This is a genomic window from Duganella zoogloeoides (genome assembly GCF_034479515.1).
Classification (GTDB): Bacteria; Pseudomonadota; Gammaproteobacteria; order Burkholderiales; family Burkholderiaceae_D; genus Rugamonas; species Rugamonas zoogloeoides.
In genome coordinates, this window is sequence record NZ_CP140152.1 from 3,853,362 (window position 1) to 3,875,141 (window position 21,780).

Annotated in this window: 17 protein-coding genes and 1 tRNA gene; 11 read left to right on the forward strand and 7 right to left on the reverse strand. The window is 66.1% G+C overall.

All coding sequences use genetic code 11. The features are described 5' to 3' along the window. Nucleotides 1-15 precede the first annotated feature (15 nt). From SR858_RS16965 to SR858_RS16985, 5 genes are all read right to left on the reverse strand, one after another. Nucleotides 16-501 (reverse strand): molybdenum cofactor biosynthesis protein MoaE, encoded by a 486-nt coding sequence (locus tag SR858_RS16965; protein WP_019920184.1) that lies wholly within the window; start codon nucleotides 499-501, stop codon nucleotides 16-18. Beyond that, nucleotides 498-3,059, reverse strand: coding sequence for a DUF349 domain-containing protein (locus SR858_RS16970; RefSeq protein WP_026636976.1), 2,562 nt, complete (start codon nucleotides 3,057-3,059; stop codon nucleotides 498-500). Before SR858_RS16970 ends, SR858_RS16965 begins: the two co-directional genes overlap by 4 nt. Nucleotides 3,060-3,202: 143 nt before the next feature. Next, complete coding sequence (locus SR858_RS16975) at nucleotides 3,203-3,907, reverse strand: hypothetical protein (RefSeq protein ID WP_019920185.1); 705 nt, start codon at nucleotides 3,905-3,907, stop codon at nucleotides 3,203-3,205. Nucleotides 3,908-4,067: 160 nt separating this feature from the next. Continuing rightward, a complete protein-coding gene (locus tag SR858_RS16980; protein WP_019920186.1) occupies nucleotides 4,068-6,518 on the reverse strand; it encodes a bifunctional acetate--CoA ligase family protein/GNAT family N-acetyltransferase in 2,451 nt (816 codons plus the stop codon). Nucleotides 6,519-6,538: 20 nt separating this feature from the next. After that, nucleotides 6,539-7,528: a DUF2804 domain-containing protein gene (locus tag SR858_RS16985; RefSeq protein ID WP_019920187.1), complete on the reverse strand. Its 990-nt coding sequence runs from the start codon at nucleotides 7,526-7,528 to the stop codon at nucleotides 6,539-6,541. 150 nt (nucleotides 7,529-7,678) lie between these two features. Between SR858_RS16985 and SR858_RS16990 the strand changes: the two genes are divergently transcribed. The 8 genes from SR858_RS16990 (at nucleotide 7,679) to SR858_RS17025 (ending at nucleotide 16,559) form a co-directional block, all read left to right on the forward strand. Continuing rightward, a complete protein-coding gene (locus SR858_RS16990; RefSeq protein WP_026636977.1) occupies nucleotides 7,679-8,920 on the forward strand; it encodes an exonuclease SbcCD subunit D C-terminal domain-containing protein in 1,242 nt (413 codons plus the stop codon). Then, on the forward strand, nucleotides 8,917-12,756 hold the full coding sequence (locus SR858_RS16995; RefSeq protein ID WP_026636978.1) for an AAA family ATPase: 3,840 nt from the start codon (nucleotides 8,917-8,919) through the stop codon (nucleotides 12,754-12,756). The genes SR858_RS16990 and SR858_RS16995 overlap by 4 nt, the downstream gene beginning before the upstream one ends. Nucleotides 12,757-12,801: 45 nt before the next feature. Next, entirely contained in the window at nucleotides 12,802-13,356 is a 555-nt protein-coding gene (locus SR858_RS17000) for a putative metalloprotease CJM1_0395 family protein (protein WP_019920190.1), read from the forward strand. Nucleotides 13,357-13,399: 43 nt separating this feature from the next. Continuing rightward, the gene (locus tag SR858_RS17005; RefSeq protein ID WP_019920191.1) at nucleotides 13,400-13,609 is read left to right on the forward strand and encodes a hypothetical protein; all 210 of its coding nucleotides are present in this window, start codon (nucleotides 13,400-13,402) and stop codon (nucleotides 13,607-13,609) included. 75 nt (nucleotides 13,610-13,684) lie between these two features. Next, nucleotides 13,685-14,614 carry a hypothetical protein gene (locus SR858_RS17010; RefSeq protein WP_019920192.1) on the forward strand — a complete coding sequence of 310 codons (930 nt, stop codon included), beginning with the start codon at nucleotides 13,685-13,687 and terminating at the stop codon, nucleotides 14,612-14,614. A 252-nt stretch (nucleotides 14,615-14,866) separates the two neighbouring features. Beyond that, nucleotides 14,867-16,036: a methyltransferase gene (locus tag SR858_RS17015; protein WP_026636979.1), complete on the forward strand. Its 1,170-nt coding sequence runs from the start codon at nucleotides 14,867-14,869 to the stop codon at nucleotides 16,034-16,036. Nucleotides 16,037-16,110: 74 nt separating this feature from the next. After that, nucleotides 16,111-16,187: transfer RNA gene (locus tag SR858_RS17020), tRNA-Met, on the forward strand. A 168-nt stretch (nucleotides 16,188-16,355) separates the two neighbouring features. Then, on the forward strand, nucleotides 16,356-16,559 hold the full coding sequence (locus SR858_RS17025) for a hypothetical protein (protein WP_154819721.1): 204 nt from the start codon (nucleotides 16,356-16,358) through the stop codon (nucleotides 16,557-16,559). A 50-nt stretch (nucleotides 16,560-16,609) separates the two neighbouring features. Here the strand turns inward: SR858_RS17025 and SR858_RS17030 are convergent, their stop codons facing one another. Beyond that, the gene (locus SR858_RS17030; protein WP_154819722.1) at nucleotides 16,610-16,834 is read right to left on the reverse strand and encodes a hypothetical protein; all 225 of its coding nucleotides are present in this window, start codon (nucleotides 16,832-16,834) and stop codon (nucleotides 16,610-16,612) included. 137 nt (nucleotides 16,835-16,971) lie between these two features. Here SR858_RS17030 and SR858_RS17035 point away from each other — a divergent pair, with 137 nt between their 5' ends. The 3 genes from SR858_RS17035 (at nucleotide 16,972) to dbpA (ending at nucleotide 20,557) form a co-directional block, all read left to right on the forward strand. After that, the gene (locus SR858_RS17035; protein WP_019920196.1) at nucleotides 16,972-18,654 is read left to right on the forward strand and encodes an acid phosphatase; all 1,683 of its coding nucleotides are present in this window, start codon (nucleotides 16,972-16,974) and stop codon (nucleotides 18,652-18,654) included. Nucleotides 18,655-18,774: 120 nt separating this feature from the next. After that, nucleotides 18,775-18,999 carry a hypothetical protein gene (locus tag SR858_RS17040; protein WP_019920197.1) on the forward strand — a complete coding sequence of 75 codons (225 nt, stop codon included), beginning with the start codon at nucleotides 18,775-18,777 and terminating at the stop codon, nucleotides 18,997-18,999. Nucleotides 19,000-19,111: 112 nt separating this feature from the next. Beyond that, on the forward strand, nucleotides 19,112-20,557 hold the full coding sequence (gene dbpA / locus SR858_RS17045; protein WP_019920198.1) for an ATP-dependent RNA helicase DbpA: 1,446 nt from the start codon (nucleotides 19,112-19,114) through the stop codon (nucleotides 20,555-20,557). A gap of 30 nt (nucleotides 20,558-20,587) precedes the next feature. On the opposite strand, the gene SR858_RS17050 is transcribed toward dbpA, so the two are convergent. Further along, on the reverse strand, nucleotides 20,588-21,742 hold the full coding sequence (locus tag SR858_RS17050) for an MFS transporter (protein WP_019920199.1): 1,155 nt from the start codon (nucleotides 21,740-21,742) through the stop codon (nucleotides 20,588-20,590). Nucleotides 21,743-21,780: the final 38 nt, after the last annotated feature.

The window sequence follows — 21,780 nt, forward strand, 5'->3', positions numbered from 1 at the left end:
AACCATTTGACAACATCAGGTAGACGCGGCCCCCCGCCATTTGGCCAGCGCCGCGTCGTCGCTCACGCGGGCATCGACCCACCGGGCGCCGTCTGGCGTGACTTCCTTCTTCCAGAACGGCGCGTCGGTCTTCAGATAATCGATGATGAACTCGCAGGCGGCAAAGGCCTCGCCCCGGTGCGCGGCCGTGGCCGCCACCAGCACGATCTGGTCGAGCGGCTTGAGCGGCCCCACGCGGTGGATCACCAGCGCCCCGAAGGTTGGCCAGCGCAGCCTGGCCTGCTCGATGATGGCGGCAATCGACTGCTCGGTCATGCCCGGGTAGTGCTCCAGCTCCATCTCGGCCACCGACGCGCCGTCGTTGAGGTCGCGTACCGCGCCGACGAACGTCACCACCGCGCCGATCTTCGGGTTGGCGGCGCGCAGGCGCGCCACCTCGGTGGTCAAATCAAAATCTTCGGTCTGGATCCGGACCTGATTGAGTTGACTACCCTCGCTCATGCCCGCTCCGAACCGCCGATCCGGCGCAGCAGCTGCTCGATACGGCTGACGGTGCGGTCGTCGGCCAGCGCCGGCATCGCGCACAATTGCAGGTAGGCGGCGGTGGCCGACAGCGGTTTCTGGCCCGATTTCAACGACGTTTGCAACACTTCTACCTGCATTTTCAGGCGCTCGCGCGCGAACTCGGCGCCGGAATCGACCCCGGCGACGATCTCCAGGCGCAGCACTTCGTCGAGCAGCTTGGCGCGATTGGCTTCCAGCTGCCTGGTGTACGACTCGCGTCCCGCCTCCAGGGCCGTCACGCCAGCCGCAAAGCGGCCTTGCAGCGCCTTGTCGTAGTCGCCGCCGAGCGGCGGCAACGCGGTCCAGCGGGCTTGCCAGGCGTCGGCATCGAGTTGTTCGCCCTGCCCTGCAATCGACTGCTCCAGCGCCTGCACCAGGCGCAGCTTGTCGCGCAGTGCATTGGCCTGGGCGGCGCCGGCGCGGCGCTTGATGGCGTCGGCTTGCGCTTGCACGCCGGCCACTGCCGCCTGATAACGCTCGTTAATGCGGGCTTCGGCCGCGCGCGGCACCACGCCGGCGCTGTTCCACGCCGTTTGCGCATCGCGCAGGGTGTGCGCGATGGCTGCCAGTTGGGCTTTGTCGTCGCCGCTGAAGGTGGCCGTTTCCAGCGCCTTGCAGAGGTCTTCGCGCGCGTGCAGGTGGGCTTTGCGCTCGTGGTCGGCGGCGTGCGCGGTTTCCTTGCGCTTGGCGAAAATCGCATCGCACACGGTGCGGAAACGCTGCCACAGCGCCTGCTCGATCTTGCGCTCGAGCGGCAGCGCCTTGGCCAGCTCCTGCCAACGTTCCTGCAGACGGCGCAGCTTGTCGAGCGTGTGGCGGTCGGCCGGCTGCAACTGTTCAGCTTCGGCAATCAGTTCCTCGCGCTTGGCTGCCTCGATCTTGCGCTGTTCGGACAATGGCGCCTGCAACTGCCCCAGGGCCTTGTCGAAGGCCTGGTCGAGCTTGCGCTTTTCCTTGCGGTCGATGGCGCCGAGACGGCCCCACACCTGGCGCAGGCGCTGCACGGCAGCGGCAACGTTTTTCAGGTCGGCGCCGTCATGGGCCGAGTCGGCCATGGCGCGGATCTCGTCGATCAGCGCTTGCGCCTTGGCAGCGTTGGCGTGGCGTTCCTCGGCCAGGTGCTTGAAGTGGGCGGCGGCCGGCGCGTAGGCGGCGGTGCAGGCAGCGTCGAACTTTTCCCACAAGCCCTTGGGCGCGTGGCCGGAGACGGCGTCGAGCTCCTTCCAGCGTTCGCGCATGCTGCCCACTTTTTGCGCCAGCTCGCTCATCGACAGGCCCTGGACCGGCAGTTCTTCCACGGCCTTGACCAGTTCCTCGCGCGAGACATTGCCGCTCCAGCGGGCCCAGTCGGCCAGGCGCTTGAGTTCGGCACGAACGTGATTCAGGTGGTCGGTCTGCTGCTGCGACAGGCGGATCTTGTGATCCTTGAGCCATTTGTCGTGCTCGGCAGCGGCGTGCAGCGAGCCCTGCTCGAGGGCTGCTTCCATGGCCTCCAGCGTGTCGAGGAATTTCTTTTCCACTTCCTTCGATTGCTGGGGCTTCGGTGGGCGCTCCTTCTTGGGCGCGGGAGCGGCGGCGTCGGTGGCTGCGGGGCTGGCTTCGGCACCGGCGGCATTGGCGGCCGATGGATCGGCTGCCGTAGTGGCTGAGGTATCCGCTGCCGTAGCGCCCGGTGCGTCTGCGGCCGGGACAGTAGCGCCGGAGGCAGCGCCTGCAGAAGCGCCGCCAGGTACGGCGGTGACAGCAACTGTGGCGGCCCGGCGTCCGGCAGCAGCGAACGCAGCACGCGCCTGCTCGATAGCCTGGTTGTAATCGGACAGCAAATGACGTGGCAACGCCGCGTGCTCGGGCGCCTGCTGGTAGTCGGCCAGTTCGGCGGCGTGGCGCGCCAGCGTTTGTTCGGACTCGCCCACCGGCAGTCCTGCATTCGGCAACTGGCGCACCACGGCCATGGCATCGATGATCTTGCGCTGCAGCGCCACTTGCGCTTCCAGGCGGCCTGCCAGCGCGGCGCGGGCGGCCGCATACGGCTCTGCCACCGCCGGCACCGCCGACGTGATGGTCCACTGGCGATCGAGTTCGGCCACCTGGTTCGGTGTCAGCTTTTCTTCCTTCAGCAGGCGCTCGGCCTGCTCGAGGCAGGCCTGGGCTTTTTGCAGCTCGGCCTGCTGGTAGCGGATGGCGTCGAGCCGGCCCTGCATCAGCTTGGCCACGCGGCGGTCGGTGTTGCGCATGGCGGCCAGCACTTGTTCCAGTCCTGACTGCGATTGCACGTGTTCGGCGGCGGCCAGGCGCACGCCGGCAAATTCGCTTTGCAGGATCAGGGCCACGGCGCCCGCTTCGTCGCCAGCCAGCGCGGCGGCGCGTTGCGCCTGCTCATCGCGGCGGCTGGTCGAATCCGCAGCCGCCGCGGCGGCTCCCGTATCCGCTGCGCCCGGAGCATTGGGCGTGGCCTGGGTTTGGGCGGTAGTGCGCTTAAAGATGAAATCGAACATGGGGCGCTATGGAGGTGGGATAAACCACCATCATAGCAAAGCAGAAGGAATTTGCCCGGCGGGCGTGCGGCGGGCGTGTAATTCGTGACCGGACGGCGCGGCCAGCGTCAATTTGGCGGGCTACTGGCAGGCTGTTGCGCAGGCTATTTGGCCATGGCTTCGTCGAGCAAGCCGTGGCGTGCCGCCGGCCGCGATCGTGCCGGCCGGGTGTGCGGCAAGTCCTCTTTTTCATCGTCATCGTCCACCAGCGGCAATACCTGCAACCCGGGTATGGTGATCTGGGCGTCGGTGAGTTGCCGGACCGCAGCACGTGGCGCCACGGCTGCCGGGGCACAACGCTTCATTTCTTCCAGGTGCTTGTCGTGCATCATCAACTGGTTGGCGATGGAGAACCAGGTATCGCCGGCGAATGCCGCACGGGCGATGGCAAACAGTTCCTGTTCTTCCTTTTCCAGCCGCTTCAGCATGGACGAACAAAAGGTTTCGATGCTGTCGCACACTTGTTCGACGCGAAAATCTTGCATGCCGGCAAAAATACCCATCTTTTCCTGCAAGTTGCGGATGGCGGTGAGCGCCGACTGGTTCAGGCGGTTGAGTTCGTCAAGCAGGTGGTCGGCACGCTCGGTGGTCTGGCGCAGCGCGGGAATCAGGTACATTTCGGTTTTGCGCCAGTGACATGCCTGGTAGAGCTTGTGCAGCGATTCGCAAGCGAACTCGAGTTGCGAGAGCGTGATGCTGTTTTGCTGCAGCAAGGTATTGCGGACGTATTGCTGGAACGATTGCAGACTGAGGCGGACGCTGGCTTGTTCCACCGACAGCGCAACCAGGGTATATGTGGCTGTTAACATTCTGACTCCCAAAACTGAAGTTGCGCGCCCATGGCGAGACAGCGAGAGCGGAAGTGGAAAGTGTAAATAATTCCGACACCTGCGCCTTGACCCAAGACAAACCTGGTCCAACGCGGTGCATGAATTGAATGTCCAATATATAACAGTCTGCGGGCGAAATCTACTTCAATGACAGCTGCAAACGCACCATGCCGGGCTCCTGGTGCGGCAAAACCACGCCGCCGAAATGGCGCACCAGTTTTTGCACGCCGAGGTTCTCGGCCAGCGCATCACCAACGATCTCGGCCGTACCACGCGCGCGGAAGTAATCGACCAGCTTGCCGAACAGGATGTAGCCGAGCCCTTTCCCCTTCAGGTCAGAGCGGATGATGATAGCGAACTCGGCACTCTGGTTGGCGGGATCGAGCACCGCGCGCACCACGCCCAGGGTTTCGGCGCCGCCACCGGCAAGCGGCCTGGTCGCGATGAAGGCCATGGCGCGGTCGTAATCGATCTGGGTCAGGCGCGCCAGCTGGGCCGGCGGCAACTCGCGCATGGCAGTGAAGAAACGCAGCCGCACATCGTCGGCATCGAGCGCGTGGAAAAACGCCTGGTGCTGCGCGGCGTCCTCGGGCCGGATCGGCCGCAGCACGATGTCGCCGCCATTCCACGCCACCGTTTGTTCGAGCTCCTGCGGATACGGCCGGATCGCCAGCGTGCGGCGGCTGCGCGGCGCCGCCAGTTGCAGGCGCGCGCCCAGCGCCACCACCGCGCCGCCGATCGCCAGCACCGGGTTGAGGTCGAGTTCAGCCAGCTCCGGCACGTCGGTCAGCATGTCGGCCACCTGCACCAGCGTGCGCACCAGCGCCTCGGCATCGGCGGCGGTCTGGCCTTGCGCGAGCAGGCGCGAGATGCGGGTACGGCCCACCATGTCGCGCGCCAGTACCATGTTCAGCGGCGGCAGCCCGGCCGTGAGGTCGGCCAAACCCTCGGCCGCCAGGCCGCCCTGGCCGAAGAACACCACCGGCCCGAACACGCGGTCGATACCGATCCCGATACGCACCGCTGCCGGCGTGTGGCCTGCCAGCGCGGCCTGCTGCGGCGTGGCGAGGGCGATGCCATACGCGGCCAGCAGGCTGCGCGCTTCGTCGTCGCTCAGGACCACCGGCCCCTTGTTCTTTTCCTGTTCCTTGCGGTGCGCCGCCAGCGCCGCCTTGACCAGCGTACGTGCGGCCGCCCGCGGCGGCGCGGCGGTGCCCGGCACCCCGGCCGGCACCTCCATCAGCAAGGCCTGGTTGCGGCGGTATCGGGCCATCTGCAAAAAGCCGTGGACCGCCGTTTCCGGGGTCTCGAACGTGGGCAGGCCGGCGTCGGCAAACTGCCGCCGCGCCCTCGCCGCCGAGACGCCGCCCAGCCAGCACGACAGCACATTGCGGCCACCGGTCTGGAACAGCGGCGCCAGCGCCTGCGCAATCGCCTCGCTTGCCACCATGGCCGTGGGCGCGTGCAGGAACAGCAGTGCGTCGGTCTGGTCGTCGGCCAGCAGCGCCTGCGCCGCCGCCACGTACAGTTCGACCGGAGCATCGGCCGGCAGGTTGATCGCCAGGTTGGCCGTCGAGTTTGCAGTACTGGTGGCAGCATTCGCTGCCCCCTGCTGCGCCAGGCGCTTGCGGGTGGCAGGCGACACCGGCGCCGGGCGCAGTTCACCTGCGGCCAGCGCATCGGCCGCGACCAGCGCCAGGCTGGCGCCATTGGTCAGCACGGCCAGTCGCTCGCCGCGCTGCGGACGGCGGCGTGCCAGCGTTGCCACGGCATCGAATAAATCTTCGGTGGAGTGCACGCGCAGCATGCCGGCGCGGCGGATCGCAGCGTCGAACACCAGGTCGGCGCCGCCATCGAGCTCCTGGCGCACCCCCAGCTTGAACACGATCACCGGCTTGGCGCGCGCCGCCAGCCGTCCGGCCGACATGAATTTACGGGCCGAGCGCAAGTCTTCCACGCATAGCAAAATCGCCTCGGTGCCGGCATCGGCGGCCAGGTAGTCGAGCAGGTCGCCAAAATCGACATCCACATCGTCGCCCAGCGTGACGAATTGTGAAAAGCCGATGCCGCGCTCACCTGCCCAGTCCAGCACCGCCCCCGCCAGCGCGCCCGCTTGCGACACGAACGCCAGCTTGCCCGCGCCCGCCGGCACATGCGTGAAGCTGGCGTCGAGACCCAGGGCCGGCGCTTGCAGGCCGATGCTGCCCGGCCCCAGGATGCGCAGCAGGTGCGGGCGCGCCGCGTCCAATAACGCCTGGCGCTGCGCGCGGCCACTCACTTCCGTCATGACAATGACGGCGCGGGTTCCGCGCGCGCCCAGTTCGGCGATCAGGCCGACGATGGTGGCCACTGGCGTGCAAATGATCGCCAGATCGGGCGCCTCGGGCAGCGCGGCCACGCGCGTGTAGCACGGCATGCCGTGCAACTCGGTGTACTTGGGATTGACGGGCCAGATTTTTCCGATCGCGGCAACGCCACCGGCGGCCAGGTTGGCCAGTACGCGGGTGCCCACGCGGTGCGGCTTGCCGGACGCGCCGATCACGGCCACGGAACGGGGCGCCAGCAAGCGGTCGAGATGTTTGATGCTCATGCGGCCCTTTCAGTGAGTTGCTACCAGCGCGACGTGTGCTCCTCGGTCACGCCCATCATTTGCGTCACCATGCGTTTTGGCTCGTCGGGCGTGCTGCGCACCCAGCCGGTGAACGTGCCCACCGGTTGCAAAAACCGGCTGGCTGCGACCAGGTTCTTGCGGTTGTCGCGGCGCGCGCCCTCGGGCGTGAAGTGCAGCTCGAGCAAATCGTCTTCCGTAAAAATATGCCAGGTCGATAACGGATCTTTTGCATCGTACAGGAAGCGGGCCGGCGCCAGTGCGTGCACCTGGCCGTCGAGCCACAGGGCGTTCTCGTTGGCGCCGAAATAGCCGGCCTGCAGGTTGAACCCCAGTTCGAGCGTGTGCGCCGAGGCCCAGCGCCACGCAGTATTACGCGCCAACAGGCCGTTGGAGTAGTCGAAACTGGCCACGCCGCCGGCCAGGTCGTACTCCTCGCGCCAGGTACGCACTTCGCCGCTGAGCGGCATGCCCGACGATTTTTGCGTGGTATGCACGGCGCCGCCTGCCACCGCCCCCACGGCCAGCAACAGCGGCGCGTTGGGCGGGCCGAATTCGGCGTCGATCTCCAGGTAGTCGCACACCACCGACAGCGTAAAACTGCCCGCGCCCGACGGCTCGAGCGCGATGCGTCCCTTGGGCGACTCGAAATGACTGGCGCCGCCCGAATGGTCGGCAACACGGCCGCGCCGGCCCAGGCGGCCGTCAGCGGAAAAATTGGCCAGCATGTCGCCGTCGTTGCGGTCGAACGCATAGGCGAACGCGGTGCTGGTCCAGCCCAGGTCGACGATCGCCACGCCGCAAAACACCCGCTCGGTGCACAGCGCCACGTAATGCCAGCGCTTGTGGTGCAGGCGACGCCACAGCGCGCCGTGCGCGTACGGCGGCGCCAAGCCGTCCCAGTCGACATGACCGGTCTGGCCGGCATAGCGGCCCAGCAGCGGCTGGCCGTCGGCACTCAATAGGCTGGCCGGCGCGTGAGGCAGGATCATGCTGGTTCCGTTTTTCTCAAGATTGGTCCTCTGCCCGGTGAATATCGATGGCCGGACATCCGGCCCGTCGCTATTTTAATAAGGATTTCAAAGTAGCTGACAGTCCGGATGCGCTATATTGTGTTTTTCCCGGTCGTTTACTCTCAATTCATGCGTCTGCTGCACACCTCCGACTGGCACCTCGGCCAATCCCTGCACAATTTCGAACGTCACTACGAACACCAGCGTTTCCTCGACTGGCTGCTCGACACCATCGTAGCCGAGCGCGCGGACGCGCTCCTGATCGCCGGCGACATCTTCGACAACGCCAATCCCTCGTCGGCCTCGCAAAAGCAGCTGTACCGCTTCCTGCAGCGCGCCAAAGAACGCATGCCGCACCTTAACCTGGTGGTCGTGGGCGGCAACCATGATTCGCCGGGCCGCCTCGAAGCGCCCGGGCCGCTGCTCGAAGCGCACGGCACCCGCGTGATCGGCGCCGTGCAGCGCCACGCGGACGGCGCCATCGACCTGGAAGCCCTGGTGCTGCCGCTCACCGGCGCCGACGGGGCGGTGCAGGCGTGGTGCCTGGCCGTGCCGTTCCTGCGCCCCGGCGACGTGCCGCGCAAAGCTGCCGACGCCGAAACCGCCGACAGCGCGGCCGATCCCTACCTGGCCGGCATCGCCCTGCTCTACAAGCAGGCACTGGACCTGGCGCTGACCAAGCGCCAGCCCGGCCAGGCCATCGTCGCCATGGGCCATTGCCACATGGTCGATGGCCAGATGTCGGCCGACTCCGAACGCCGCATCGTCATCGGCGGTACCGAGATGCTGCCGGCCGGGATCTTCGATCCCGCCATCGCCTACGCGGCCCTGGGCCATTTGCACCTGGCGCAGGCGGTGGGCAAACAACACCACATCCGCTATTGCGGCAGCCCGATTCCGCTGTCGTTTGCCGAGGTAGGCTACCAGCACCAGGTGCTGCGCATCGACCTCGATGGCGACGCGGTGCGCGAAATTGCGCCGATTGCCATCCCGCGCGCGGTGCAGCTGCTGCGGGTGCCGGCCAAGCCGGCATTGATCGGCCAGGTGCTGGAAGAACTGGCCGCTCTTGACGTGCCAGACGCGCCTACCGAAGAACAACCGTTCCTGGAAGTGCGGGTACGGCTCGACGCACCTGAACCCGGCCTGCGCGCGCGCATCGAAGCGGCGCTGGACGGCAAGCCGGTGCGCCTGGCAAAGATCGAGACGTCGAGCGCGGCGCGCGGCTCAGTGCTCGATGCGGAAGTGATGACGCTCGACCGCCTGGAACAGCTGAAACCCGACGACATCTTCCGCCAGCTCTACCAGCAGCGCTTCGGCAACGAGGCGCCGCCCGATCAGTTGAGCGCCTTTGCGGAGTTGATGCTGCCATGAGAATCTTGCGCATCGGCGGTAAAAACCTGGCGTCGCTGGCCGGGGAATTTTCGGTGGACTTCGAGCAGGAGCCACTCGCCTCAACCGGCCTGTTCGCCATCAGCGGGCCCACCGGCGCCGGCAAGAGCACCCTGCTCGACGCCCTGTGCCTGGCACTGTACGACGACACGCCAAGGCTGCTCAAGGTGTCGGGGCGCAGCATGCTGGCCGACGTGGGCAGCGAAACGGTCTCCACCCAGGATACGCGCACGCTGCTGCGGCGCGGCACGGCGGACGGCTACGCCGAAGTGGATTTTATCGGCAACGACGGCGCAGCGTACCGCGCGCGCTGGAGCGTGCGCCGCTCGCGCACCCGGGTGGAAGGCGCATTGCAACCGACTGCCATGACCTTGCACCTGCTGCCCGCGCTGCAACCGATCGGCGCCACCAAGACCGAAGTCAGAGGCGAGATCGAACGCCGCATCGGCCTGTCGTTCGAGCAGTTTACGCGCGCCGTTCTGCTGGCGCAAAACGAGTTTTCCGCCTTCCTCAAGTCGGAAGACAACGAGCGCGGCGAACTGCTGGAAACGCTGACCGGCAGCACCGTCTATACCGAGATTTCGATGCGCGCCTTCGAGCGCGCCAAGCTCGAACAACAGGCGCTGCAAAAGCTCAACGCCCGCCTGGCCGACCAGAAGCCGCTCTCCACCGACGAGCGCGCGGAGATCGAAGCGCAGGCGGTAACTGCTACCGCAGCGTTGCAAGCGCTGGAACAGCGCAAGGCCGACCTGGAACAGGAATTGCGCTGGCATCGCCAGGCGGAGCAACTGGAGCAGGACGAACTGGCCGCGCGCCAGGCGTGCGAACGGGCGGCGGCGGACGTGGCAGCGTCCAGCCCGCGCCGCGCCGCCCTCGCCCAGCTGGTCGCCGTGCAGGCGGCGCGGCCGCTGGCCAATGACATCGCCCGCATCGAAGCGGACATCGCCGCCACCGAGGCGGCGCTGGCAGCCGGGGTCCAGGCGATGGCCGGCGCCGCGCTGCAACTGGACCTCGCCAACGCCGGCCAGCAGCAGGCTGCCCTGCAAGTGCAGCAAGCGGAAGCGGCGCAGCGCACGGCCGGACCGCAGCTCGACCAGGCCAAGGCGCTCGATGCCCGCGTGGAAGCGATGCTGCCAACCTGGCGCCAGGCTTCGACTGCCCGCGAAACCGCCAACCACGCCGAAGCGACCGCCAAGGCGGCGCTGCAAGCACGTCAAGATGAACGGCGCCGCCTGCATGCGCAGGTGGAAGCCGGCGCCGCGTGGCTGGCGCAGCACCGGCAATGGCAAACCCTGGCGCAGTCGTGGGACCGCTGGGATGTGCTGTTCGCGCAGGCCGGCCAGGCCGCCGGTCAAGCCGAACGCCTGAACGACCAGCTGGCGCGCGTGCAGCGCGCCGCCAAAGCCCACCGCGACGACGAAGCGCAAGCCGCCGCCAGACTGGCCACGTCGTCCACCGTGCTCGAAACGCTGGAAGCGCGGCGCCAGGATGCCAACTCCGCGCTGGCCGCCTTCGATGCCGAGCGGTTGCACACCGCGCGCAGCGGCTGGCAGCAGCACCGCGATCTGCTGGCCGGCGCCGAAAAGCTGTGGTTCGAGCTGGACACGCGCCAGCAGCGCCAGGCCCAGGTCGAGGCCCAGCGCCAGCAACTGCGCACCGCCAGTGCCGCCGCCGAACAATTGCTGGCGACGGCGCAGCAAGAAGCCACCGGCCTGGCCGCCGCCCTGGCGCAGGCCGAACGCTCGTTGACACTGGCGCAAGCCGCGTCGGGCGCAACCGTCGAAAAGCTGCGCGCCACGCTCACCGACGACACGCCGTGCCCCGTGTGCGGCGCCCACGATCACCCGTACCGCCACCACGATCCGGCCATGCAGGGCATGCTGGACAGCTTGCAAGCGGAGCTGGCGCGCTGCCGTCACCAGTTCGACGTCAACGTCAGTCAGCAGGCCGTGCAGCGCGCCACCGTGCACGCCAGCAGCGAACAATTGACAGCGCTGACACTGGAGGGGGAAGGTGTCCTGCAGGCACTGGATCGCGCCAGTGCCGCCTGGCGCGACCACCCGTTGCTGGCCGACGACAGCCCGGCGCCGCCGCCGGCCGAACATGCGCGCCGCGACTGGTTCGCGGCGCAGCTGGACACCGCCCGCGCCAATTTGCAGGCGATCGAACAACAGGACCGGGCAATGAACGCGGCCCGCATCACGCGCGACCAGGCGCAGGCAGCCTACGAAGCGGCGGCCGCCGACATGAAGCAGCTGCACGACACGGTCGCGCATGCCCGCACCGCGCTGGCGCAGGCCGGTGCCGAAGCCAAGGCGCTGGAAGACCAGCGCGGCGAGGTGATGGCAACCCTGGCCGACCTGCTGGCCGACCTGGACCCGGCATTTACTGGCGGCGACCTGCCTAACGAAGGCTGGAAGGACGACTGGAGCGCGGCCCCCGCACGCTTCCACGAGGCGCGCCAGGCCGAAAGCCGGCAATGGCTGGCGCAGCGCGACGCCCATGACCAGCGCAGCACAGCGCTGGCCACCTTCGACGTGGAGATGAAGGCGCTGCACGACGCCGTGAGCCGCGCCGGCGAGGACGCGCTGGGAGTGCGCCATGCATTTGCCCAGGCCGACGCCGCACTGAAGGAGACCCAGGACCAGCGCATGGCGCTGTGGGGCGGACGCGAAGTGAGCGCGGTCGAACGCATGCTGGCCGCCGCCATCGAGCAGGCACGCGCACTGCTGGCCACCCGCCAGCACGAAGCGCAGCAGGCCGCGCAAGCGCGGGTGCGCGCCGACGAGGCGCATACCCAGGCCGGCAACCGTTTAAGCACCTTGCGCACGGCAGCGGACACAGCCCGCCAGCAGTTGGCGCAATGGCTGGCCGACTTCCAGCAACGCCAGCCATCGAACGACAGCGACGCCGGCGTGGCAGATCTGAACCGGTTGCACGCGTTGCTGGCGCAACCGCCGGCCGCAATCGACGTCGAACGCACGGCGCTGGCGGCCATCGACCGCGCTGCCGACAATGCGGCCACGGTGCTGGCCGAACGCCAGCGCCAGCGTGCGCAGCACCAGTTGGCGGCGCCGCCAGTACGGGTTGCCGCTGATGGTCCCGCGGCCGATATTGCAGACGATCAGCTGGCCGCTCCAGCGGCGCCAGTGAACGTGCTGGCCGCCGCCCTCAACACCTTGCTGGCCGAGCGCAAGGCCGCCCAGGACAACGCCGCCGCCGTGCAACTGGTGCTGGCGCAGGACGACGCCAGGCGCCAGCGTTCGCAATCGATGCTGGCCGAGATCGCGCACCAGGAAGCGATCGAGCAGCGCTGGTCGCGCATGAGCGACTTGATCGGCTCCGCCGACGGCAAGAAGTTCCGCAACTACGCCCAGCAGTTCACGCTCGATGTGCTGCTCGGTTACGCCAACGCCCACCTGAATCACCTGTCGCGCCGCTACCAGCTCGAACGGATCCAGAATCCGGCCAGTCCGTCGCTGGCGCTGCTGGTGCGCGACCAGGACATGGGCGGCGAGATGCGCTCGGTACACTCGCTGTCCGGCGGCGAATCGTTCCTGGTCTCGCTGGCGCTGGCGCTGGGACTGGCCTCGCTGTCATCGAACCGGGTGCGGGTGGAGTCGCTGTTCATCGACGAAGGTTTCGGCAGCCTGGACGCCGAAACCCTGCGGGTAGCGATGGATGCCCTCGATGGCTTGCAGGCGATGGGCCGCAAGGTGGGCGTGATCTCGCACGTGCAGGAAATGACGGAGCGGATTTCGACCAAGATCCTGGTGCAGCCGGCTGCCGGCGGGCGCAGCACCATCAGCGTGGTATAGTTTTTTAGTCATGCTATGATTTGAGCTCCTGCCTGGGAGTTCACCATGAGCATAGGCGCCATCACCATCAGCCCCGCGGTCAGCCAGCCGGAGCGCTTTACGCCCGCGGCGCGCACCGGTGCGCCCGTGGCGGCGTCCACGTCGCAGGACTCCGGCGCTTCCAGCACCACCACCCTGACGCCCGAGGCGCTCAAAATGGTGGAAGACCTCAAGGCGCGCGATACCGAAGTGCGCCAGCATGAGCAGGCCCACCTGGCCGCAGCGGGCGGACTGGCCATCTCCGGCGCCACCTACACTTACCAGCGCGGTCCCAACGGCGTCAATTACGCCATCGGCGGCGAGGTGCAGATCGATACCTCGCCCGGCGCCACGCCCGAAGAAACCATTGCCCGCGCGGCCTCGATCCAGGCTGCCGCCACCGCGCCGGCCGATCCTTCCGGCGCCGACCGCGCGGTGGCCGCCCAGGCGCAGCAGATGGCGGCCCAGGCCAGGGCCGAACTGGCCAAGCAGGACGGCGGCAACGGCGCGCCAGGTGAGCGCGTGCAGCGCGGCTACGCGATCGAACCCGGCGCCGCGCCCACCATCAATGTGACTGCGTGAGTGATAAAATCGCGCCTTTCGTCCCAACCTGCACAGATCAATCATGTTAAAAGCACCACGCACCCTCACCTTCAAATGCGCCAAGTGCGCCAAGGCCGTCCAGGTACGCCTGCAAAAAGTGTCGGCCTGCTCGCACATCCAGCCGTACCTGGGCGTGTGCCCATGCGGTGAAGTCAAGCACCATGCCATCGGCCAGAAAGACGCGGTGGCTTCCTACCTGGCCGCGCCGGAAGGCTGGACCCATCACCACTAAACATTAACAAAGCGGCAAACCCTCAAGTTCAGAAAAGTCCGGCCGTTATAGAAGTACTATCAAACGGAAGCTGCCATGGCCAACATCCCCGCACTCGGCGCCCGCACTCTGCCGGCAAACTACTATCCAGCCAGTCCCCGGGCCGAGGGTAAAACCGCCAATGCCCCTGCCACGCAAAAGGCCGGGGAAGCCTCGACCTTGTCGAAGTTGTCGAGTAACGCGCTGGACATGCAGCAGCGCGTGGCTTCGCTGGGAAATGCAACCGTCGATTTCGCGCAGGATTTTGTCAGCAGCTTCACCCACGCGCTGTTCGGCGACGACGCCAAGGGCGCCACTATCGATTTCGACTCGGCCAGCCTGGAAGCCTCGTCCAGCGTGGCGATGGGCGTACAGCAAACGTCCGACGCCAACGGCGTGCGCACGCTGGCCGGCTTGAGCCTCACCGACAGCTCGCACTTCATCGGCAAGGGCACCATCACCACCGCCGATGGCCGCAAGTTCGACTTCGAAGTGGAAGTCAAATACGACTTCCAGCTCAATGCCGCCGCAGGCAGCCAGACCGGCAAGCCCGCCACCGACAAGGCCGACGCCAGGCCGCAGGGCACCGACCTGGCCGACCTGCCCACCGTCAAGGTGCCGAATATCGATTTCCCCGGCACGCTGGCCGACCTGTTCCAGTTGATCGGCCGCGATTTGCAGTCGGCCCTGTCCAGCAGCGGCGACCAGTCCGACCAGACCGGCGACAACATCGACCGCAACACCTTGCGCGGCCTCTCGCTGCGCCTGCTTAACCTGGTCGATAGCAAGAACGCTGATACCTACACCATTCCATCTGCCGCAGAGAAAGCCAAGTCGGTCGCCGCCTATGGCGCGCAGGCGCCGGTGGACGACGTGACGATGCCGGTCAAGACGCAGCCTGACGCGGCAACGTCGCAGATCGAAGCACCGGTGCCGGAAGCAACGGCTGCCGCAGCATCGGCTGCCGAGGAAACGCCCGCGCGCTGACCGCGCGGCATCGACGCGCGAGCGATCCCGGTTGCGGCCCGCCAACGCTCCGGCATCGGCCTGGTGGCGACACGCCTGCGGCCCGCTAGCCTCCCGCTGATGGCTTGCTCGCGTGCCCCGGTATAATACGCACCCGTATCACGCACTCTCCACGCCAACGCCGGATGAACGCAACGCGTCGCCGGCGTTTTTTGCGTGCCTTGCGTCGTCCATCCGCTCATTACCGCTTATTACCTTTACCGATCGCCCGCCATGTCCGCAAATACCCCCACCTCCCCTACGCCGCAGCAAATCCACTGGGAGGAAAACGGCGTGCAGCACAGCGCCCGCTGGCGCTCCGAGGCGGGCATGCCGCCCCCCAAGCGCGTGGTCATCGCCGACGACCGCACCAACGCCGATGTCGCGTACCGCCTGGCGTGCGAAGGCACTGCCCTGCTGTGGCGCGGCGACTTCCAGAACGCGCGTCAACTGCTGCAAGCACTGGCACGCCGCGCCGACCACAAGAGCAAGCCGGCCAAGAAAGCCAAGCCGGCAAAAACCCCGGCTACGCCCACCGAGGCGTTCCACCTGCACCGCCAGGCCCAATCGCAACGCGCCCGCACCCTGGCCATGCTGCTGCTGCCGTTCGAAGACGGCTACACGCTGCCGCTGCGCCGCGCGCCCGACGTGCAACTGGCCTGCAACGAAGCTTACGGCCGGTTCGAAGAGCCGTTTGTCGCCTCGCTGCGCGAGCTGCTGGGCGTGATCGGCGCCCACGAATGGCGCCGCACCGGCGTCGAGATCCCGGCGCTGGGCGCGCGCATCCATCCGTACTACGGCGTGTTCTCGCCCGTGCGCGGCGAGTACGTGCAACTGGTGGCCGAGGCGCCGCTGCCATCCGATACATCGCTGGCATTCGACATCGGCATCGGTACCGGCGTGCTGTCGGCCGTGCTGGCGCAGCGCGGAATCAAGCGCGTGGTCGGCACCGACCAGGACCAGCGCGCGCTGAGCTGCGCCCGCGAAAACATCACCCGCCTGGAACTCGAACAGCAGATCGAGCTCAAAGTGGCCGACCTGTTCCCCGAGGGACGTGCGCCGCTGATCGTGTGTAACCCGCCGTGGGTGCCGGCCCGCCCGAGTTCCGCCATCGAACACGCGGTGTACGATCCCGAGAGCCGCATGCTGCGCGGATTCCTCGCCGGCCTGACCGAACACCTGGCGCCGCGCGGCGAAGGCTGGCTGATCCTGTCCGACCTGGCCGAGCACCTGGGCCTGCGCCCGCGCGCCGAGCTGCTGGCGTGGATCGAGGCAGCCGGCCTGAAGGTAGTGGACCGCATCGACGTGCGCCCCACCCACCCGCGCGCCGCCGACGCCAGCGATCCGCTGCACAAAGCCCGCGCCGCCGAAGTAACGTCGCTGTGGCGCCTGGCAGCCGCCTAAACCCTTACCCCAGGGCAGCATGAAAAGCTGTCCTTGCGCAATCGGCTGAACCTGTATATAATTCATGCCTCAGACGCGGGGTGGAGCAGTCTGGCAGCTCGTCGGGCTCATAACCCGAAGGTCACAGGTTCAAATCCTGTCCCCGCAACCAAATACAGCAAACCGTTGATTTTCATCAGAAGATCAACGGTTTTTCTGCATTTGGATGTGCACTTTCGACACAAGCCGGCTCAATGTGCTAGCCTTGAACTCTGTGTACTGCCCGTTAAAAACAGGCTCGGCCAATACAGCCTTTATTCAAGCCATACAGGAGGTCAACATGACACCCACTCAATTCGAGGTATGCGAGGAACGCGTACCTTACGGCAATGACGTAACTGTCGTCGAGCGCGATGGCGTGGTCTACGTTGATGGCGTACCCTTCACGCCCGAAATGATCGCTGCGTTCACCAAGCCGGATATTCCACGCTCGAGGCGCGTAATGACCAAGGAAGAAATTTTGTCATTGCAAGTACCTTTGTAATGCACGTCAGTTTCGACCTGTCTCACCCCAACTTCTCATCGAAGTTGGGACTACTTGCCGCAACCAACCCCGCGCTCCATAATTCCCTCCTGAGATTTTTCGCCGATGCGAGTGGCGCTTCGCTCGATGATTTTCTTCGACAGAACGTTTGCTGCATTCACAACGCACCGCATTTCTTTGCCAGCACCGTCTTCGGTCACTTCACCCCAGCCACGGTCCAGCTCTTCGAAATTTACGTCGAAATGGAAACCAGCAATGCCATGCTGACTGGCCACATGGTACCCGTGTCATTTTGGCGCCCCGAGTATCTTCGGTGATCAGAGTGCATTGGCACGGGATGAACCCGGTCACATATCCAAATCCCGCCAAAACTGTCACAATTATTCCTTTCAGTAATTCGAAGGAGTGAACGGTGAACGATCAGGACCAGCAAGTGGGCGCGACACAAACAACAGCACAGCAGGATGCCCCCGCCAGCCCTTCGCGCCGGCGCATTTTCCAGGCTGCTGCCGCCACCGGCATCGCTACTACCCTGCCAGCCGTCGCCACCCTGGCTGAAGCAACCACCAAGCCCGCCATCACCAGCGGCTCGCTCGACGCCAAGCTCAAGGCCAACGTCAAGAACGTGGTCGTGATCTACCTGGAAAACCGCAGCTTCAACAACCTGTTCGCCGACTTCCCCGGCACCGCCCAGCCGCTGTCCGAAGTGCCGGCCGCCGCTTACGTGCAACGCGACCGCGATGGTTCGGTGCTGGCCACCTTGCCCAAGGTATGGGGCGGCATGGTGCCCGAGCAGCAAAATATCGGCGGTACCGACTACCTGATCAAGGAAGACCAGATCAAGGACCTGCCCAACGCGCCGTTCAAATTGAGCGACACGGCTGGCAAGCCACTGCCCGAGGCGATCATCACGCGCGACCTGGTGCACCGCTTCTATAACAACCAGATGCAGATCAACGGCGGCAAGAACGACGGCTTTGCCGCGTGGGCCGACAGCGGCGGCCTGGTGATGGGCCATTACGGCGAGACGTCGAAAAACCTCAACCTGTGGCAGATCGCGCGCCAGTACACGCTGTGCGACAACTTCTTCATGGCAGCCTTTGGCGGCTCGTACATGAACCACCAGTTCCTGGTCACCGGCCGCGCCAACGAATACTTCAACGCCGCCGACACCGCCGCCAAAAAGAAGATCGCGGTGCTGGAAGACGGACCGCAAGGCGTGCGCCTGGCCGTCAAACCCGACTCGCCCAAGTCGGCGCTGGACGGCAAACCCCACTACGTCAACGACGGCGCCATCACGCCGGACGGCTACGTGGTCAACACCATGGCGCCGCCGTATCAGCCCAGCTATATCCGCCCGGCCTACGACGGCGATCCGCTGGCTGCCGATCCGGCCGACGCCAACACGCTGCCGCCGCAAACCTACGACACCATCGGCGACCTGCTGTCGCGCAAGGGCGTGAGCTGGGCGTGGTATGGCGGCGGCTGGCAAGCGGCCCTCGATCGCAAGGGCGGCGGCAGCAAGCCTAACTTCCAGTTCCACCACCAGCCGTTCAACTACTTCAAGCAGTTCGCACCCGGCACCGCTGCGCGCGCCGAGCACCTGCGCGACGGCGGCCTCGGTGACAGCCCGATCTCGAACAAATTCATCGCCGCAGCGGTAGCGGGCAAACTGCCGGCCGTGACGTTCTACAAACCGCAGGGCAACCTGAATCTGCACGCCGGTTATTCGGACATCGAATCGGGCGACGCCCACATCGCCAACGTGATCGAGCACCTGAAAAAATCCCCGCAATGGAACAACATGGTGGTGGTGATCACGTTCGACGAAAACGGCGGCTGGTGGGACCACGTGGCGCCGCCCAAGGGCGACCGCTGGGGTCCGGGCTCGCGCATTCCGGCCATCGTCATCTCGCCGTTCTCGAAGAAGGGCCAGGTCGATCACAGCTTCTACGATACGACATCGATCCTGCGCTTCATCACGCGCCTGCACGGCCTGCCGCTGCTGCAGGGGCTCAAGGTGCGCAACGAGGCGTTTGCGGCCAACCACGCCACGCCGCCAGGCGATTTGACTGGCGCGTTGAGCTTCCGCTAAAGGTTTTTTGCCCACGCGCTTTGTGATACACTGCGCGCTTCACTGAGCCCGACTCTCGCAGCCGGGCTTTTGTTTTGAGCGACGCTTTTTGGAAATGCGTCGTGGGCACGAGATTGCGCAATGAGAGATAAAAAAGACAACGCCACGTTCGACCTGCCCGGTTTCGGCCCGGCCGCGCCGCTCGAACCGGAAGCCAAACGGCCGCCAGCGCCACGTCCGCGCAGGTCTGGCCTCAAGCAGGAACAGCTCGAACTGCTCGAGCCGACCGACAACTCGGGCTTGCCGGTCTGGGTGCGCGACGACAAGCTCGATCTCACCGGCTTGCCCGTATGGGCGCCGGATTAAGCGCCCGATTAAGCATCACCCGTAATACCTTCAGCATCCCCTCACACAGCATCAGGGCCGGAACGGAGCCTGTTAGACTGTGCCAACGTCCTTTTTGAACAGGTCTGACACCATGACATCCACCGACACCTTCGCGCCCGACCAGCAAGACGACGCGACCTCCTTCGCCAGCCTGGCGCTCAATCCCGCGCTGCTGGAAAACCTCGATACGCTCGGCTACAAGGAAATGACCACCATCCAGGCCCAAAGCCTGCCGTCGGTGCTCGCCGGCCGCGACCTGATCGCGCAAGCGAAAACCGGCAGCGGCAAGACCGCCGCCTTCGGCCTCGGTATCCTGAATAAACTCAATCCGGCGTGGTTCGCGGTGCAGGCACTGGTGCTGTGCCCTACCCGCGAGCTGGCCGACCAGGTGGCCAACGAGCTGCGCCGCCTGGCGCGCAGCACCGGCAACGTCAAGGTGCTGGTACTCACCGGCGGCTCGCCGATGCGCCCGCAGATCGCTTCGCTCGAACACGGCGCCCACATCATCGTCGGCACGCCGGGCCGCGTGCGCGACCACCTGGGCCGCGCCACGCTCGACCTGTCCAAGGTCGAAACCCTGGTGCTCGATGAAGCGGACCGCATGACCGACATGGGCTTCTACGACGAAATCGCCGGCATCGTCAGCGCCTGTCCGAAGCGCCGCCAGACCTTGCTGTTCTCGGCGACCTACCCGGACGACATCCGCCGCGCCACCGATTCCTTCCTGGTCGATCCGGTCGAAGTGACGGTGCAGGCGCAGCACGACAACAGCCAGATCGAGCAGCTGTTCTTCGAAATCGGTTTCGACAACCGCAACCAGGCCGTGGCCACGCTGCTGGGCCACTACAAGCCGGTGTCGGCGATTGCCTTCTGCAACACCAAGGTGCAGTGCCGCGAACTGACCGAGCACCTGCGCGAACAGGGCTTCACGGCGCTGGCCTTGTACGGCGAACTGGAACAGCGCGAGCGCGACGAGATCCTGGTGCTGTTCGCCAACCGCAGCTGCTCGGTGCTGGTCGCCACCGACGTCGCCGCGCGCGGCCTCGATATCCCGAACCTGGAAGCGGTGATCAACGTCGATGTCTCGAAAGACACCGAAGTGCACATCCACCGCGTGGGCCGCACCGGCCGTGGCGGCGAAAAAGGCCTGGCGCTGTCGCTGTGCGCGCCGAACGAGAAAAAATGGGTCAAGCTGATCGAGGAATACCAGAGCGCGCCGGTCGAATGGTACGACCTGAAAAGCCTGGACGGCGGCGACTACGGCGTCGATCCGGCGCCGATGATGACCTTGGTGATCAGCGGCGGCAAAAAGGACAAGCTGCGCCCCGGCGACCTGCTGGGCGCCCTCACCGGCGAAGCGGGCCTGAGCAAGGAGCAGGTGGGCAAGATCAACGTGTTCGAGTTCCAGACCTACGTGGCGCTCGACCGCCGCGTGGCGTACGAGGCGTTTGATCGCCTGAGCAGGAACAACCCGCTCGGCGGCGACTTTGGCGCCATCAAGGGCCGCAACTTCAAGATGCGGTTCATCGAGGTTTAAAAAAAGCCGGCGCGAGCCGGCTTTTTGACATCAGCGCTTGTGCTGCTCGATATGCGGCAGCAGCACCGTCAATATCCCCAGCAGCGGCAGGTACGAACACAGTTGGTACACGTAGGCGATGCCCGCCACGTCGGCGATGTGGCCCATGGCCGCCGCGCCGATGCCGCTCACGCCGAACATCAGGCCAAAGAAGATTCCCGCGATCATGCCCACCTTGCCCGGCATGAGCTCCTGTGCGAACACCACGATGGCGGAAAACGCCGACGAGATCACAAAGCCGATCACCACTGTCAGCACGGCGGTCCAGAACAGGTCCACGTACGGCAACGCCAGCGTGAAAGGCGCAGCACCGAGGATCGACATCCAGATCACGCGCTTGCGGCCAATACGGTCGCCGATCGGGCCGCCCATGAAGGTGCCTGCCGCCACGGCGGCCAGAAACAGGAACAGGTACATCTGCGCCGACGACACCGATACGCCGAATTTATCAATCAGGTAGAACGTGTAGTAGCTGCTCAGGCTCGACATGTAGATGTACTTCGAGAAGACCAGCAGCGCCAGCACGGCCAGCGCGCCATACACGCGCGCTTTGGGCAGCGGCGACTGTGCCACGACCGCCTTCTTGCGCGGCAAGCTGGCCAGGTGGGCGCTGTGCCAGCGGCTCACGTACACCAGCACCGCAAACGCCACGCCGACCAGCACCGCGAACCAGCCGATATTGCCCTGGCCACGACCGATGATGATGGCGGCGGCCAGCACGGGACCCAACGCCGAGCCGACATTGCCGCCCACCTGGAACAGCGACTGCGCAAAGCCGAAACGTCCGCCCGACGCAGTGCGCGCCACGCGCGAGGCCTCGGGGTGGAAGGTCGAGGAACCCACGCCGATCAGCGCGGCCGATACCAGCAGTGCCGGGAAGCTGTGCGCCACCGCCATCATCAGCACGCCGATGAAGGTGGCCACCATCCCAGCCGGCAGCAGGTACGGCATCGGACGGCGGTCGGTGTACAGGCCGATCCACGGTTGCAGCAGCGACGCGGTGCACTGGAACGTCAGCGTGATCAGGCCGACCTGGGTGAACGACAGGCCGAATTCCGCCTTGAGCATGGGGTAGATCGACGGCAGCATGGCCTGCACCAGGTCGTTGAGCAGGTGCGCAAAAGCGACCGCGCCGAGGATTTGCATGACGGTCTGGGACTGGGTAGCGGGCGCGCTTCGTGGCG

What these genes read in the sequence shown, in the direction of transcription:
- SR858_RS17015 (WP_026636979.1), top strand. Translation starts at nt 14,867, where the DNA reads ATGTCCGCAAATACCCCCACCTCCCCTACGCCGCAGCAAATCCACTGG.
- SR858_RS16995 (WP_026636978.1), top strand. Translation starts at nt 8,917, where the DNA reads ATGAGAATCTTGCGCATCGGCGGTAAAAACCTGGCGTCGCTGGCCGGG.
- SR858_RS17040 (WP_019920197.1), top strand. Translation starts at nt 18,775, where the DNA reads ATGAGAGATAAAAAAGACAACGCCACGTTCGACCTGCCCGGTTTCGGC.
- SR858_RS17025 (WP_154819721.1), top strand. Translation starts at nt 16,356, where the DNA reads ATGACACCCACTCAATTCGAGGTATGCGAGGAACGCGTACCTTACGGC.
- dbpA (WP_019920198.1), top strand. Translation starts at nt 19,112, where the DNA reads ATGACATCCACCGACACCTTCGCGCCCGACCAGCAAGACGACGCGACC.
- SR858_RS17050 (WP_019920199.1), bottom strand. Translation starts at nt 21,742, where the DNA reads ATGCAAATCCTCGGCGCGGTCGCTTTTGCGCACCTGCTCAACGACCTG.
- SR858_RS17010 (WP_019920192.1), top strand. Translation starts at nt 13,685, where the DNA reads ATGGCCAACATCCCCGCACTCGGCGCCCGCACTCTGCCGGCAAACTAC.
- SR858_RS16975 (WP_019920185.1), bottom strand. Translation starts at nt 3,907, where the DNA reads ATGTTAACAGCCACATATACCCTGGTTGCGCTGTCGGTGGAACAAGCC.
- SR858_RS16965 (WP_019920184.1), bottom strand. Translation starts at nt 501, where the DNA reads ATGAGCGAGGGTAGTCAACTCAATCAGGTCCGGATCCAGACCGAAGAT.
- SR858_RS17005 (WP_019920191.1), top strand. Translation starts at nt 13,400, where the DNA reads ATGTTAAAAGCACCACGCACCCTCACCTTCAAATGCGCCAAGTGCGCC.
- SR858_RS16970 (WP_026636976.1), bottom strand. Translation starts at nt 3,059, where the DNA reads ATGTTCGATTTCATCTTTAAGCGCACTACCGCCCAAACCCAGGCCACG.
- SR858_RS17000 (WP_019920190.1), top strand. Translation starts at nt 12,802, where the DNA reads ATGAGCATAGGCGCCATCACCATCAGCCCCGCGGTCAGCCAGCCGGAG.
- SR858_RS16980 (WP_019920186.1), bottom strand. Translation starts at nt 6,518, where the DNA reads ATGAGCATCAAACATCTCGACCGCTTGCTGGCGCCCCGTTCCGTGGCC.
- SR858_RS16990 (WP_026636977.1), top strand. Translation starts at nt 7,679, where the DNA reads ATGCGTCTGCTGCACACCTCCGACTGGCACCTCGGCCAATCCCTGCAC.
- SR858_RS16985 (WP_019920187.1), bottom strand. Translation starts at nt 7,528, where the DNA reads ATGATCCTGCCTCACGCGCCGGCCAGCCTATTGAGTGCCGACGGCCAG.